This window comes from Nocardia flavorosea NBRC 108225 (assembly GCF_001613385.1).
In the GTDB taxonomy this organism is placed as follows: Bacteria; Actinomycetota; Actinomycetes; order Mycobacteriales; family Mycobacteriaceae; genus Nocardia; species Nocardia flavorosea.
The window spans coordinates 440,661-457,393 of record NZ_BDCG01000008.1 but is presented as its reverse complement, the minus strand read 5'-3'; the positions used below and the strand labels follow the sequence as shown (position 1 = coordinate 457,393).

Genomic DNA, 16,733 nt, shown 5'->3' with positions numbered 1-16,733 from the left:
ATCGACGGTGACCTTGTTGGCGGCGCGGATCGAGGAACAGGCTGGGGCCGGCGGACGAACCGCACTGGTTCCTCGGCAGCGTACGAGCGTCACCTTGCCGACGGGCGAAGCTGTGGTCGCGGCGCCGTTGTCGTCGGCGCAGCAGCGGATGTGGTTCCTCAACCGCTTCGATCAGCAGTCGACGGCGTACAACCTACCGATGGCGATCCGGTTGTCCGGTGATCTGGATGTGAATGCCCTGCGGGCGGCGGTTGCCGATCTGGTGGCGCGGCACGAGGTGCTGCGCACGGTGTATCCGGAGACCGAATCCGGTCCGGTGCAGGTGGTGCTGCCGGCGGGCGACGCCGGTCCGGTTCTGCGGATGCGTTCGGTGCCGGCTGCCGAGGTGATCAGTGCGGTATCGGATCTGGCGTCGGCCGGTTTCGATGTGACGGCCGAGGTGCCGTTGCGGGTGTCGCTGTTCCAACTGGACGGACCGGTCGATGCGGCGCGTGTCGATGTGGATGCGGCCGAAAGTGGTGCGAACACCGCCGGCGTGCCCGGAGAATTCGTGCTGGCAATGGTGGTGCACCATATCGCCAGTGACGGTTCGTCGGTGGGGCCGTTGACGCGGGATCTGATGACTGCCTACGCGGCGCGCGCTGCTGGTGAGGCTCCTGGCTGGGCACCGTTGCCGGTGCAGTACGCCGACTACAGCATCTGGCAGCGTGCCCTGCTCGGCGACGAGACCGATCCGGAATCGCTCGCGGCCAAGCAACTCGGGTACTGGGAATCAGCGCTGGGCGGGATTCCGGACCAACTCGACCTGCCGATGGATCGGCCGCGTCCGGCGGTGCAGTCGTTCGCCGGAGGCCGGGTCGAGATCCGCTTCGCCCCCGAACTCCATGCCGGGCTGCTTCGGGTCGCCCAGCAGCAGGGGGCCACCTTGTTCATGGTGGTGCATTCGGCGCTGGCGGTGTTGCTGTCGCGGCTGTCGGGCACCGATGACATCGCGATCGGTACACCGATCGCGGGTCGGGGAGAGCAGGCACTTGATGATCTGATCGGTATGTTCGTGAACACTCTGGTGTTGCGGACTCAGGTCGATCGCGGCGAAACATTTACCGATCTGCTGGCGAGGCAGCGTGAGATCGATATCGCGGCCTACGCGCATGCGGATGTGCCATTCGAGCGTTTGGTGGAGGTGCTGAACCCGGTTCGTTCGACCGCGCGGCACCCGCTGTTCCAGGTGGGACTGACCTTCCAGAACATGGGGCCGGCCGGTCTGGTCCTGCCGGGCCTGACGGTATCGCCGGTGGACTTCGATTCCGAGATGTCGCAGTTCGACCTGAACCTCATCGTCGGCGATGCCTATGACGAAGCCGGCGAGCCCTTGGGGCTGGACGGATACCTGACCTATGCCAGCGCATTGTTCGATCACGCCACGGCGGAGGGATTCGCCGACCGGCTTACTCGATTGCTGCACGGCATCGCGGCGGATCCTGCCGTGCCGGTCGGTGACCTCGAGATCCTAGCCCCGGCCGAACGTACGCTGATGCTCGAGCAGTGGAACGCCACCGGGTACCCCTTCACGCCACGGCTGCTGCTGGAAGGATTCGAGCAGGCAGCGATCGCTTTCCCGGATCGAGTGGCGGTGTCGTTCGAGGGAACGAGTCTGTCCTACGGCGAGTTCTCGGCTCGGGTGAATCGTTTGGCGCGGTATCTGATCGCGCAAGGGGTCGGCCCGGAGTCGTTGGTCGGTTTGCTTGCGTCTCGATCGGTGGATCTGGTCGTGGGTATGTATGCGGTGGTGGCGGCCGGTGGTGCGTATGTGCCATTGGATCCGGCGCATCCGGGCGAGCGGATCGGCTACATTCTCGATACCGCGGCACCGGTGTGTCTGCTGTCCACTACAGCCGATGTCCAGGCTGTCGGGATCGAACCGGCAGCCGGTGATTCCGCACTGGGCGGTACTGTGGGTGTGCTCGCGGGTGTGCCGGTGCTTGCTCTGGACATACTCGATATCAGTGGTTTCGATGCTGCTCCGGTAACTGATGCAGATCGTCTCGCGCCGATGCGGCCATCGAATACGGCGTATGTGATCTTCACATCGGGTTCGACGGGTCGTCCGAAGGGTGTGGCGGTGCCGCATTCGGCGATCGCGAACCAGGTCGCGTGGATGCTGGCGCACTATCCGATGGGTTCTGCGGATGTCTATTTGCAGAAGACGGCGACTACGTTCGATGTGTCGCTGTGGGGTTACTTCCTGCCGTTGGCTGCCGGTGCGCATTTGGTGGTGGCGACCCCGGATGGTCATCGTGATCCCGAGTATCTGGCGCGGGTGATCGCTGAGCAGCAGGTGACGGTGACGGATTTCGTGCCGTCGATGTTGACGGTGTTCGCCGCGCATACCCCGTCGGGGGCCATCCCGAGTCTGCGGCACATCTTCGTGATCGGTGAGGCATTGCCGCCAGAGACGGTGACGGCCATGCGCGCGGTCTCGGATGCTGCGGTGCACAACCTTTATGGCCCGACCGAGGCCGCGGTCTCGATCACCTACTGGCCGACCACGGGCGATGAGGCCGGGAGTGTGCCGATCGGTGTGCCGCAGTGGAATTCGCAGGTGTATGCGCTCGACAGCCGGTTGCGTCCGGTGCCCGAGGGGGTGATCGGTGAACTATACCTGGCGGGCAACCAGCTGGCTCGCGGTTATGTGACGCGTCCGGATCTGAGCTCCGATCGGTTTGTGGCGAGCCCGTTCGACCCGGGCGGGCGGATGTATCGCACGGGTGACTTGGTGCGCTGGCGGCGTGTCGATGGCGGGCCGGTGTTGGAGTATCTGGGTCGTACCGACTTCCAGGTGAAGTTCCGTGGGCAGCGGATCGAGCTCGGTGAGATCGAGTCGGCGTTCCTGGCGCAGCCGCAGGTCAGCCAGGCTGTGGCGTTGGTGGCGAACTCGACTCTAGGTGAGCAACTGGTCGCCTATGTGGTGGCTGCCCCGGGCGAGCGGACCGTGCCGGTCACTCTGCTGGAAGCGGTCCGTGAGTTGCTGCCGACCTATATGATCCCGTCGGCGGTAGTCGAACTCGCCGAATTTCCACTCAACACCTCTGGGAAGCTGGATCGTAAGGCGTTGCCGGAGCCGGTGTTCGAGTCGCGGGAATTCCGGGCGCCGTCGACTCCGATCGAGGAGATCGTGGCCGGGGTCTTCGCCGACGTTCTCGGTATCGAGCGCATCGGCGCCGATGACGACTTCTTTGCCCTGGGCGGTAACTCGCTGATCGCGACCCAAGTCGCCGCGCGCGTGGGTCAGGCGCTGGGCGCGCAGGTCCCGGTGCGGATGCTGTTCGAGTCCTCGACCGTCACCTCGCTGGCCGCAGCCGCCGAAACCGCCACCGGGCGTGATGATCTGCCAGTGCTGGCGCCGCTGCCGCGGCCGGAGCGGGTGCCGTTGTCGCTGGCACAGCAACGCATGTGGTTCCTCAACCAGTTCGATACCGATTCGATCGCCTACAACATCCCCGTGGCGGTCCGCCTCGCCGGCGACCTCGATGTGGCCGCACTGCGTGCGGCCGTCACCGACGTGGTCTCCCGGCACGAAACCCTACGCACCATCTACCCGGCCCACGATGGACGCCCGTACCAGCTGCTACTACCGGTCGCGCAGGCCGTACCGGATCTCACTGTGGTGCCGGTACCGGTCGACGAAGTGCGGGACCGGATCACCGATGTGGTGGCTGCTGGTTTCGACGTGACGACCGAAGTGCCGTTGCGGGCCGCGCTGTTCCATCCTGCCGATAGCGAATACGTCCTGGTCTTCGTCGTGCATCACATCAGCGCCGACGGCTGGTCGATGGGCCCGCTGACCCGTGACCTGATGACCGCCTACGCCGCCCGCGCCGCGGGTTCGCCGCCCGGCTGGGCGCCGCTACCGGTACAGTACGCCGACTACAGCATCTGGCAGCGGGAAGTCCTCGGCTCCGAGGACGATCCGGACAGTCTGGTCAGCGCGCAGGTGCAGTACTGGCGCCGGACGCTGGCCCAATTGCCCGACGAGCTCAACCTGCCCGGTGATCGCCCGCGGCCCGGAATCCAGTCGTTCGCCGGCGGCACGGTGCCGTTCCAGATCGACGCCCCGCTGCACGAGGGCGTGAAACGGCTGGCCACCGAGCACAACGCCACTGTGTTCATGGTGATCCACGCGGCGCTGGCCCTGCTGCTGGCGCGGCTGTCGGGCACCGACGATGTGGCGGTCGGCACGCCGATCGCCGGTCGTGGCGAAGCCGAACTCGACGATGTGATCGGCATGTTCGTCAACACACTGGTGCTGCGTTCGCATGTGCGCGGTGAGTTCAGTTTCGCCGAATTCCTCGCGGCCACCAGGGAATCCGACCTCCAGGCGTTCGCGCACGCCGATGTGCCGTTCGAACGTTTGGTAGAACTCGTGGAGGTCGAACGTTCCACGGCCCGGCATCCGCTGTTCCAGGTGGCGCTGTCGTTCGAGAATCTGCCCGCCGCCGATTTCCAACTGCCTGGCCTGAGGATCTCCGGTGTCGACTTCGATGTCGACACCGCGAAGTTCGATCTCTCCCTGCGGGTCGTCGAAACCGAGGCCGGGATGGCCGCGGAATTCACTTATGCCCGCGATCTCTTCGACTCCGAAACCATCGCTGTTTTCTCCCGCCGTTTCTTGTACCTGCTGGAGGCGCTGATCCGGACCCCGAACGCGCCGATCGGTGACCTGCCGATCATGGATGATTCCGAATATCGCCTGCTCACCCATATCCACGGTGACGAAGTGATGGCTACCGGCCTGTTGCCGGAACTGCTCCACAACGGCGTTCGGATGAATCCGGACGGTGTGGCCGTCCGTTACCGAGGTCGCTCGGTGACCTATCAGGAGCTCGACGCTGAATCGTCCCGGCTCGCCCGCGCGCTCATCGATCGCGGTGTCGGGCCGGAAAGTGTTGTCGCACTGGCGTTCCCGAGATCCTATGAGATCGTGCTGGCGTTCTGGGCGGTCGCCAAGGCCGGTGGTGCGCACCTGCCGGTGGATACCGGCTATCCGGCCGACCGGATGCGGCATATGCTCTCCGACTCCGGCGCGGTGCTGGGTTTGACCAGTGGCGAGTTCGCCGACCGGTTGCCCGGTGAGACTCCGTGGCTGCGGCTCGACGATCCGGAGTTCCGAGCGGAGCTGGTCACGAAACCGGCGCACCGGGTCACCGATGCCGAGCGGACCACGCCGTTGATGATGTGGCATCCGGCCTATGTCATCTACACCTCTGGTTCGACCGGGCTGCCCAAGGGCGTTGTGGTCACGCACGCGGGTATCGGCGGGTTGGCCGATGTGGCCACTGATCTGTATCACCTCGAGTCGAAGCACCGGTTCCTGCACGTCTGTTCCCCGAGCTTCGACCCGTCGGTCCTGGAATGGGTGTGCACCGGCTATACCGGTGCGACCCTGGTCGTGGCCCCCGGCGAAATCATCGGTGGTCCCGATCTGGCCGAACTGGTGCGCACCGAAGAAGTGACCCATATGGTCATGACTCCTGCGGTGCTTGGCACCATGGATCCGGCTGACCTGGACGCGCTGGAAGTTGTGTCCGCCGGTGGCGATGTGACTACGCCGGAATTGCTCGCCAAATGGGAGCCGGGGCGCCGGTATTTCAACGGCTACGGTCCCACCGAGACCACGATCATCTCCTCGTATGCCCGGTTGTTCCCGGGCGAGCATGTCACCATCGGTGACCCGGTGCACGGAATGTCGGCGCTGGTCCTGGACGCGCGGCTGAATCCGGTGCCGCCGGGGGTGGCGGGTGAGCTGTATCTGTCCGGTGGAGCGCTGGCGCGCGGTTACCACAATCGGGCTGGTCTGACCGCGGATCGGTTCGTCGCCAACCCGTTCAGCTTCCAAGGTTCGCGTATGTATCGCACTGGCGATGTGGTGCGCTGGTATGCTGCCCCCGGTCGGCGGGCCGGCAACGAGGCGTTACCGACGGTGCATTGGGAACTCGACTATGTCGGCCGGACGGACTTCCAGGTCAAGATTCGTGGTTTCCGCGTGGAACTGGGTGAGGTCGATACCGCCCTGGCCAGTCATTCGGATATTGATTACGCGGTGACTCTCGGTAAGGAAACCGCGGCGGGCGCAACGATTCTGGTCTCCTACGTCCTGCCTGCCGCGGCTCGGAGCGTGGATACCGCCGCGGTGACCGAGTTCGTCTCCGACCGGTTGCCCGCGTATATGGTGCCATCGGCAATAGTGGTGCTCGACGAGATCCCGCTTACCCCGGTCGGCAAACTCGACCGCAAAGCACTACCTGAGCCGGTGCTCGAGGCACGCTCCTACCGAGCCCCACAAGGCGAGGTCGAGGTGGCGATCGCCCAGGTGTTCGCCGAAGTGCTCGGAGTCGAGCGGGTCGGCGTGGACGATTCGTTCTTCGCGCTCGGCGGTGACAGCATCCTGTCCATTCAGCTGGTTTCGCGAGCCAGGGTGCGTGGTGTGGTGTTCACCCCGCGCAATGTGTTCGAGCAACGCACCGTGGCAGGACTGGCTGCGGTAGCGGAATCCGTGGACAGCGGGGCAGCTGACGCCTTGGCGCTGGCGGAATTGCCAGGGGGCGGAGTCGGCCGAATGCCGCTCACACCCATCATGCGGTTCATGGTCGAACGGCCCGGCTCCTCAGGTCGGTTCCACCAATCGATTGCGCTGGAGTTGCCGGTCGGAATCAGCCGGGAGTCGATCGCGGCGGTCGCCGGTTCGGTGATAGATCGGCACGATATGTTGCGGGCGCGGTTGTTCCGTTCAGACGAGGACTGGGTGCTGGAAACCACCGCCCCGGGCTCCGTCGACGTGGACGCACTCATCGACCACACCGTGTTCGACAGTGCCGCCACCGATGCCGAGTTCCACGAGATTGCCGCGGCGGCAATTGATACCGCGTTGGATCGGCTCGACCCGGCGGCCGGTGTAGTACTTCGGTTCGTCTGGCTGGAACCCGATGCCGGCGAGCGTACGAGTCGTTTGGTGGTTCTTGCGCATCACCTGGTGGTCGACGGCGTGACCTGGCGGATTCTCATACCTGATTTCGTGCTGTCCGCGGTCGCCCACAAGGCCGGTCAGACCCCCCAGTTGCCCGCGCCGGTCACCTCCATGCGCACCTGGGCGCATGAGCTCGAACGTCAGGCGCACAGCGCCGAGCGCGTGGCCGAACTCGCGTATTGGCGCACCGTCGTCAGTACGCCGGACCCGCTGCTCAGCAGCCGCCCGATAGATCCCGCGGTGGATACCACCGGAGTCTCCGAAACCCATGTGGTCGAACTGCCGGCCGCGGTCACGCAGTCGCTGCTGACGACCGTTCCGGCGCTGTTCCACGGCGGTGTGAACGACGGCCTGCTCACCGCGCTCGCCCTGGCCACTGCCGCCTGGCGCGCCCGGCGAGTGCCGGGAACGGCCCTCGATGATCCGCTACTGCTGCGGCTCGAGGGACACGGGCGTGAAGAAACGGTCGTGCCCGGGGCTGATCTGTCCCGAACGGCCGGCTGGTTCACCACGCTGTTCCCGGTCCGATTCGATCTGTCCGGAATCGATATCCTCGAGGCATTGGACGGCGGACCGGCGCTGGGAACCGCGCTCAAGGCAGTGAAGGAACAGTTGCTGGCAGTGCCGGACAAGGGCATCGGTTACGGTCTGCTGCGGTATCTGAATTCCGCGACCGCGGTCGAGCTTCCGCGGACCGTTCCGGGCCAGGTGAGCTTCAACTATCTGGGCCGTGTCGGCGGCGGGGAGCTTTCCGAAGACGCAGGTGACCTCGGCTGGCTGCCGGCTGGTGACAGTGCCGGGCTGACCGGTGCTCAGGACGCCGATATGCCGGCGATGTCACTGGTCGATATCAACGCGGTCGTGGTCGGTGACACACTGTCCGCGCGGATCGGTTATCCGTCGACGCTGCTGTCTGCCGACGAGGCACGCGAGTTCGGCGACCTATGGGTGCGCGCATTGACGGCCATTGCCCAGCATGTCGCTTCCCCGGGAGCGGGTGGCCACACCCCCTCCGATTTCGCCATGGTCGCGTTGACCCAGGCGGATGTCGATAACTTCGAGCGGCTGTTCCCGACGCCGGTGGCCGATGTGTGGCCGCTCTCGGCTCTGCAGAACGGGATGCTGTTCCATGCCCAGCTGGCGGACGAGTCGGTGGATGTGTACACCGCGCAGTCGGTGCTGACGCTGACCGGCCGGCTGGACGCCGGACGGTTGCGGGCGGCGGCGCAGGCACTGGTGGACCGTTACGAGAACTTGCGCACCGTTTTTGTCACAGACCACGCGGGCAACCCGGTGCAGGTGGTGCTGAGCGAGGTCCGAGTGGACTGGACCGAGCACGATCGCAGCGACACCGGTAATGCCGAGGACCTGATCGAGGCGGACCGAACGAGGCGGTTCGATCTGGCCGAGCCAGGCCTTATTCGGTTCATGCTGATCAAGGTTGCGGCGCAGCGCTGGCGGTTCGTGGTCTCCAATCATCACATTGTGCTCGACGGCTGGTCCATGCCGTTGTTGATGCGCGATTTGCTGGCCCTGTACGCAGTCCGCGCAAATCCCGATGCCCTGCCGCCGGTGCGTTCCTACCGGCACTTCCTGGGCTGGGTGCGGCGGCAAGATCGCGGGGTCGCACTGGCTGCGTGGAGTTCGGCACTGTCCGGTGTGGACGAGCCGACGCTGCTCAGCGGTCCGCTCTCCGGCGGGGCCGACAGTACGCACGAGATCGAAACTCTGTCCGGTGAGTACACTTTCGAGCTGGATCCTGAGGCGACTTCGCGGGTCATTGCGCTGGCCGCCGAACTCGGGGTCACCGTTAACACCGTGCTGCAAGTAGCATGGGCGGTGCTGCTCGGCCGGTTGACCGGTCGTGCCGATGTGGTGTTCGGTACCACCGTGTCCGGTCGCCCGGCACAGCTGGCCGGTGTCGAATCGATGGTCGGTCTATTCATCAACACGGTCCCGGTGCGAGTGCGATTCGAGCATTCCGAATCGGTGCGTGAGCTTCTGACCCGGACCCAGGGCGAGCAGGCCGACCTGCTGGATCACCACCATGTGGGTCTGGCGGATATCCAGGCGCAGACCGGGTTGGCGACCTTGTTCGACACACTGCTGGTATTCGAGTCGTATCCGGTGGATGCCGACGGCATTCAGGCGCAGGCCGTCGATATCGATGGGGTCGCGCTGACCGAGCTGGACATGGAAGACGCGACGCACTATCCGCTGACCTTGGTCGCCACCCTGGGAAGCACCCTCGGTCTCCGCGCAGGCTATCTGCGTGACATTTTCGGCGAAGCCGAAGTACGGCGCATCGCGGATCGGCTCGTGCGAGTACTCACCGGTATCGCCGATGATCCCGACCGGCCGATCGGCACGTTCGATCTTCTCGACGACGTGGAGCGTGAGCTCGTGCTGCGCCGGTGGAACGATACCGCGCACATGGTGGATACCAGCGCCACTCTGGTATCGATGTTCGAGACGCAGGCGGCCCTGGTTCCCGACGCCGCAGCTGTGAGTTTCGACAGCGTAACCCTGACATATGCCGACTTCTCGGCTCGCGTGAATCGACTGGCGCGGCATTTGATTTCGCTCGGAGTGGGTCCGGAAACCTCTGTCGCGCTGCTGATGTCGCGTTCATTGGACCTCGTGGCCGGTATGTATGCGGTCGTCACTGCCGGGGGTGCGTACGTGCCGCTGGATCCCGACCATCCGGTCGAGCGCACCCGGTACGTGGTCGAGACCGCGGCTCCGGTGTGCGTGCTGTCCACCACCGCGGATATGCCAGCGGACGACGGCGCCGGAACACGCGAGATCGCTGGTGTGCCGGTGTTTGCCCTGGATACTGTCGATACCAGTGGTTTCGATGCCGCGCCGGTGACCGATGCGGATCGTCGTGCGCCGGTGCGGCCATCGAATACGGCGTATGTGATCTTCACGTCAGGTTCGACGGGTCGTCCGAAGGGTGTGGCGGTGCCGCATTCGGCGATCGTGAACCAGGTCGCGTGGATGCTGGCGCAGTACCCGATGGGTTCTGCGGATGTCTATTTGCAGAAGACGGCGACTACGTTCGATGTGTCGCTGTGGGGTTACTTCCTGCCGTTGGCTGCCGGTGCGCATTTGGTGGTGGCGACCCCGGATGGTCATCGTGATCCCGAGTATCTGGCGCGGGTGATCGCTGAGCAGCAGGTGACGGTGACGGATTTCGTGCCGTCGATGTTGACGGTGTTCGTCGCCCATACCCCGCTGGGGGCCCTCGCGAGTCTGCGGCATGTATTCGTGATCGGTGAGGCGTTGCCGCCGAAGACGGCACAGCGGTTGCGCGAGCTGACCGGTGCCGCGGTGCACAACCTGTACGGTCCGACCGAGGCTGCGGTTTCTGTGACGTATAAGGAGGTCACGGACGCGGATACGGTCACGGTGCCGATCGGTGCCCCGGAGTTCAACACTCAGGCGTACGTGCTGGACGGCCGGTTGCAGCCGGTGCCGGTGGGTGTCGCGGGTGAGCTCTATCTGGCCGGTACGCAGTTGGCGCGTGGTTACGTGGCGCGGCCCGATCTGAGTGCGGATCGTTTCGTGGCGAGCCCGTTCGGAGCCGGTGAGCGGATGTATCGCACTGGTGACCTGGTGCGGTGGACGGCTGATGGTGAGTTGGACTACCTGGGCCGCATCGATTTCCAGGTGAAGGTACGTGGTCTCCGGATCGAACTCGGCGAAATCGAAACCGCGCTGACCGAGATCAACGAGGTCAGTCAAGCCGTGGTAGTTGTGCGTGGGGATACTCCGGCCGGCGATCAGCTCGTCGGATACGTGGTGCCCGCAGCGGGGGCGACGCCCGATACCGAGGAAGTTCGGTCCGTCCTGAAGGGCCGGTTGCCTGCCTACATGGTGCCGGAGGCCCTGGTGGTACTGGCGGAAATTCCGTTGAATGCCACTGGCAAGCTGGATCGCCGGGCGCTGCCTGCCCCGTCTTTCGGCCCCCGCGAATTCCGTGCTCCCTCGACCGCGGCCGAGAAGGTCGTGGCCGAGGTGTTCGCAGAGGTACTCGGTGCGCCGAGGGTGGGTGTAGACGATTCGTTCTTCGCCCTGGGCGGCGACAGTATTCTGTCGATTCAGCTGGTGTCACGGGCCAAAACCCGCGGTGTCGTATTCACCCCCCGAGACGTGTTCACGCATCGCACAGTCGCCGCGCTCGCCGATATCGCGACCGTCGGGGAGGCTGCCGAACAGCGACTCGCGGAACTTCCCGGCAACGGCGTCGGCGAGATGCCGCCGTTGCCGTTCATGGCGCAGATCCTCGGTGAGAACCGGCCGTATGGGCGGTTCACCCAAAGCATGATGTTGCAGTTGCCTGCCGGGATCGACCACGTGGGCCTCGTCGCGACATTGTCGGCGCTCTTCGAGCACCATGACGCGCTGCGAGCCCTGGTCCGGGACCGGCCCGGGGATCCGGTGTTGGAGGTGCTTGCTCCGGACGCGATCGATATCGGTGCGCTGATCCACCGAGCAGAGCTCGACGATGCGATCGACGCTGCCGAACTTTCCCGAATCGCTTCGGCCGAATTGGATTCGGCACTGGGACGTTTGGACCCCACCGCCGTCATGGCGCAGTTCGTATGGTTCTCGTTTCCGGGCGAGCGACCCGATGTGCTCTTGTTCGTGGCGCATCACTTCGTCATCGACGGTGTTTCCTGGCGCATCATCATCGCGGATCTGGCCCTGGCATGGTCTCAGGTCGCCGGTGGGCAACCGGTGTCACTGCCGCCGGTCGGCACCTCGTTACGGCATTGGGCCCACGGGCTCGCCGAGGCGGCTGTCACGTCCGAACGAGTTGCGGAGCTGCCCTACTGGCAGAAGGTTTCGGCGGCACCAGAACCCGTACTGGGCAACCGCCCGTTCGATCCGGCCATCGATACCAATGCCACGGTCGAACGGTTCGAGGTGACCCTGCCTGCGGCGACCACCGAAGCGGTGCTGACAGATATCGGCACCCGATACCACGGAGGCCCGGACGACGCGTTGCTGTCCGCCCTCGTGCTGGCGCTTGCCCGCTGGCGAGGAGGCAGCCCGTTCGAACCTGCGGTGGTGAAGCTCGAGGGGCACGGTCGAGAGGAGACCGTGGTGCCCGGGGCCGACCTGTCGCGCACTGTCGGTTGGTTCACAGCTGTGTATCCTGTTCGGCTCGAGCTCCCGGAAATCGATATCGACGACGCCTTCGCCGGCGGTTCGGCACTCGGCGCGGTCGTGAAAGCGGTCAAGGAACAATTGCTCGCGGTGCCGGATAAAGGTCTCGGCTACGGGATGCTCCGGTATCTCAACCCCGAGACCGGAAACCGGCTACCCGAACAAATTCCGGGCCAGATCGGTTTCAACTATCTGGGCCGGGCAACCGCGGGAGAGATACCAGCAGAGCTCGCCGAATTCGGTTGGCTGCCCACGGGCGAATTGGGACCGCTGGCTGCGGACGGCGCTCGCGATATGCCCGCTCATGCCGCACTGGATATCAATGCCATCGTCACCTCCGGTGCGGACGGACCAGTGCTGAGCACCACCTTCGCCTATCCCACAGGGTTGTTGAGCGAGGCGAGAGTGCGTGAATTCGCGGACCTTTGGTGCGCGGCGCTCACCGCGCTCGCCGACCATGCGCGCACGACGGAGGCCGGCGGATTCACGCCGTCCGATATGTCGCTGGTGCGGGTCTCCCAAACCGATATCGAACGGTGGGAGCAGGTATACCCGGCGATGTCGGAGGTCTGGCCGCTATCGCCGCTGCAGTCCGGGCTGCTGTTCCACGCCCAGCTCATGCGCGACGGTCACGACGTCTACACCATGCAGACCTCCCTCGCCCTGTCCGGCCGGATCGACCCGGCCCGTTTGCGCCAGGCTGCGGAAACCCTGCTCCTCCGATATCCGAACCTGCGCACGGCGTTCGTCGCGGATGACACCGGCCAGTGGGTACAGGTGGTACTCGGCTCCGTCTCGGTGCCCTGGCGCGATATCGACTTACGCGACCTGCCAGAGCACGAGCGAGACAAGGAACTGGCTCGCCTCCTGACTGCGGACCGAACTCAGCAGTTCGATATGGCTGCCCCACCGCTGGTCCGTTTCCATCTTGCCCGGTTGACCGACGATGGCTGGCAGCTGACCTTCACCACGCATCACATCCTGGTGGATGGTTGGTCGATGCCGCTGCTCATGCGGGATCTGCTGATGCTGTACGCCGTGCGCGGCGACACTGCCGCGCTCGGACGGGCGGTTTCGTACCGAAACTACTTGTCCTGGCTCGGAAACCGCGACCACGCGGTCTCCGCACAGGCGTGGCGCGACGCGCTGGCCGGATTCGACGGACCCACACTGTTGGCACCGGAGCCGTTGGCTTCGGAGAGCTATGAGATGGGCACCTATATCGCGGAGATCGACTCCGACCGCACCCGGTGCTTGACCGAGCGCACCGCCGAACTCGGGGTAACAGTCAACACTCTGGTGCAGGCGGCATGGGGTGTGCTGCTCGGCTGGACCACCGGTCGTGACGATGTCGTATTCGGCGCCACGGTATCCGGCCGGCCGCCGGAACTGCCCGGTATCGAATCCATGGTCGGCTTGTTCATCAACACGTTGCCGGTGCGTGTGCGGATCGATCGGCGCGCCTCATCGAATGAGCTGCTCACCGAGCTGCAGCGGGAACAAGCGGCGCTGATGGAGCATCACCATCTCGGGCTCACCGATATCCAGCGAGCGGCCGGGGTCGCGGTGCAGTTCGACACGCTGCTGGTTTTCGAGTCGTATCCGACCGATGCCGCCGCGGTCGCCGCCACCGGCGATATCGACGGTATGTCGATCACCGGGGTGCAGGCTCGCGACAACAGCCATTACCCGCTGACGCTGGTGGTGACCGCCGACGGCACGGTCAGGATCATGCTGAAGTACCTGACCAGCAGGTTCGACGCCGCCGCTGTCGAAACGCTCGCCGCACGACTGCTGCGGGTGATCGACCACTTGGTCGACGCACCGGACCAGCCGGTGGGGGATGCGCAATTACTCAGCATCGCCGAGCGCGCGGAACTGGGATCGCGGTCAGGCGGTCCAGCCGTACCGGCACAGACCCTGCCGGACTTGCTGACCGCTGCCGTGGCTGTCGACCCGTCGGCGCCGGCGGTGGTGTTCGACGGCCGCCGGTACACCTATGAAGAGTTCGACGAGCGGTCGAACCGCTTGGCGCGGGCGCTGATCGTGCTCGGCCTCGGTGCCGAGGACGTGGTGGCCCTGGCGGTGCCGCGGTCGGCGGATTCGGTGCTGGCCGAATGGGCCGTGACCAAATCCGGTGCGGCGTTCCTGCCGGTCGACCCGACCTATCCGGAAGACCGGATCGCTCATATGCTCACCGATTCCGGTGCGTCCGTGGGTATCACGGTGTCTTCGGTCCGCGCCGATCTGCCGGATTCGGTGGATTGGCTGGTGCTCGACGAGTTCGAAATCTACGGGTACTCCGCAGCTGCGATCACCGATGCGGAACGAGTGCGGCCGTTGACTCCGGCGAACACTGCCTATGTCATCTACACCTCCGGTTCGACGGGTGTGCCCAAGGGTGTTGTGGTCAGTCATGCCGGTTTGGCGAATTTCAGTGCCGAGCAGGTGGAGCGGTACGGGTTGACTCCGGCGTCGCGGGCGTTGGCGTTCGCGTCGCCGTCGTTCGATGCGTCGATCCTGGAATTGTTGCTGGCTGTGGGTTCGGCGGGTGCGCTGGTTGTGGTTCCGACCGGTACCTACGGTGGCGCGGAATTGGGTGAGCTGATCTCCCGTGAGGGTGTGACGGTCGGTTTGATCACGCCGTCGGTGCTGGCGTCGCTGGACCCTGCGGATCTCGCGGGTATGGAAGTGATCATTGCCGGTGGTGAGGCTGTTTCGGCGGATCTTGTGGCCAAGTGGTCCACCGCGCCCGAGGGCGGGATACAGCGTCGGTTCCACAATGCTTACGGCCCGACCGAGGCGACCATTGCGACCAATATCAGTGGCCGGCTGCTGCCGGGTGATCCGGTCACCATCGGTGGTCCGGTGCGGGGTATGCGGGCGCTGGTTCTGGACGACCGGTTGAACCCGGTGCCCGAGGGGGTGGCCGGAGAGCTGTATGTCGGTGGTGTCCAGCTGGCGCGTGGTTATCACGCCCGGGCGGGTCTGACGTCGGAACGGTTTGTCGCCGACCCGCACGGTGAGCCCGGGGCTCGTCTGTACCGCACCGGTGACCTGGTGCGCTGGCGTCGCGATGCCGCGGGTGATCCGGCGGTGGAGTACGTGGGTCGTAACGATTTCCAGGTGAAGGTGCGTGGTTTCCGGATCGAGCTCGGCGAGATCGACGCTGTGCTCACCTCGTCCGGCCAGGTCGACTTCGCGGTCACCCTCGGCCACGAAGGTATGGCCGGCGCGGTGTCTCTCGTCTCGTATGTTGTTGCCGTACCGGGCTATTCGATCGACGTCACCGAATTGCGCGACTACGCCGGGCAGCGGTTGCCCACGCATATGGTGCCGTCGTCGATCATGGTGCTCGACGCGATCCCGCTGACCCCGGCCGGCAAGCTGGACCGCCGGGCCCTGCCCGAACCGGTGTTCGCCGGCGAAGCAGAGTTCCGTGCTCCCCGCAGCCCGCTGGAGCATACGGTTGCCGCGGTCTTCGCCGAGGTCCTGGGCGTGGAACGAGTCGGCGTGGACGATTCGTTCTTCGCGCTCGGCGGTAACTCGCTGCTCGCGACCAAGGTCGCGGCCCGGCTCGGCGCCGAGACCGGTACCGATATCAGCGTGCAGTGGTTGTTCACCGACGCGACCGTCGGCGGTCTCGCCGCCCGGCTCGCCGAACCCGCCGAAGCCGAGGAACTGTCCGAGGCGGCACTGCGGGTGGTCCTGCCCATCCGCGAAACTGGTTCCGCGACACCGATTTTCGCCATCCACGCCAGGGACGGACTGGCCTGGAGCTTCACCGGGCTCGCTCGGCTGTTGCCGGCGGATCAGCCGATCTACGGTCTGCAATCGCCGGCGTACTCCGATGCCGGCTACGACCCGGCCTCGCTGAGCGAGATCGCCGACCGCTACCTGGCCGAGATCCGGCGCATCCAGCCCAGCGGCCCGTACCGCCTCCTGGGCTGGTCGCTGGGCGGCGTCCTGGCCCACGCCGTCGCCACCGCATTGCAGGCGGCCGGGGAACACGTCGAAATGCTGGCGATGCTGGACAGCCACCCCGGCGTCGATCCGGGCGTTTTCGAGACGATCCTGCGCGCCGCGTTGCTGGAGCAGGGCATCCTCACCGAGGACACCGACCGCAATATCGGCGAACTCGGCGACGCGGAACTGGCTCGCCTGCACGAACTGATCCCCCCGGAGCTGCTGCGGCTCCCGGTGGACCGGCTCCGCGCGGTGTACCGGACCGCGGCCCGCTCCGCGGAATTGATCGCCGGCCACGAACCCGGTATCTACCGTGGCGTCGTCGACTTCTTCCGCGCCGATGTACCCACCCCCGGTGCGCAGCAGGCAGGCCCCCGGGCCGGTGACTGGTGGCCGTACGTCTCGGGCGAGGTCGCCGAATACGCGGTCCCGGCGACACACGAGGAGATGACGACCGCCGAAGCTCTCGGCGTCATCGCCCCACACCTGCTGGCCCGGCTCGGTATCACGTCCGGAGAGGACTGAACCATGCGTCCCCGCGCACACGCCCGGCGCGGGGTCGCATAAC

At 65.6% G+C, this 16,733-nt stretch carries 1 pseudogene; it reads left to right on the top strand.

The window, feature by feature from the left end:
• Window positions 1-94: 94 nt before the first annotated feature.
• Window positions 95-16,690: pseudogene (locus tag NFL01S_RS10190) on the top strand (amino acid adenylation domain-containing protein); the annotation flags it as partial.
• Between the last annotated feature and the right edge of the window lie 43 nt (window positions 16,691-16,733).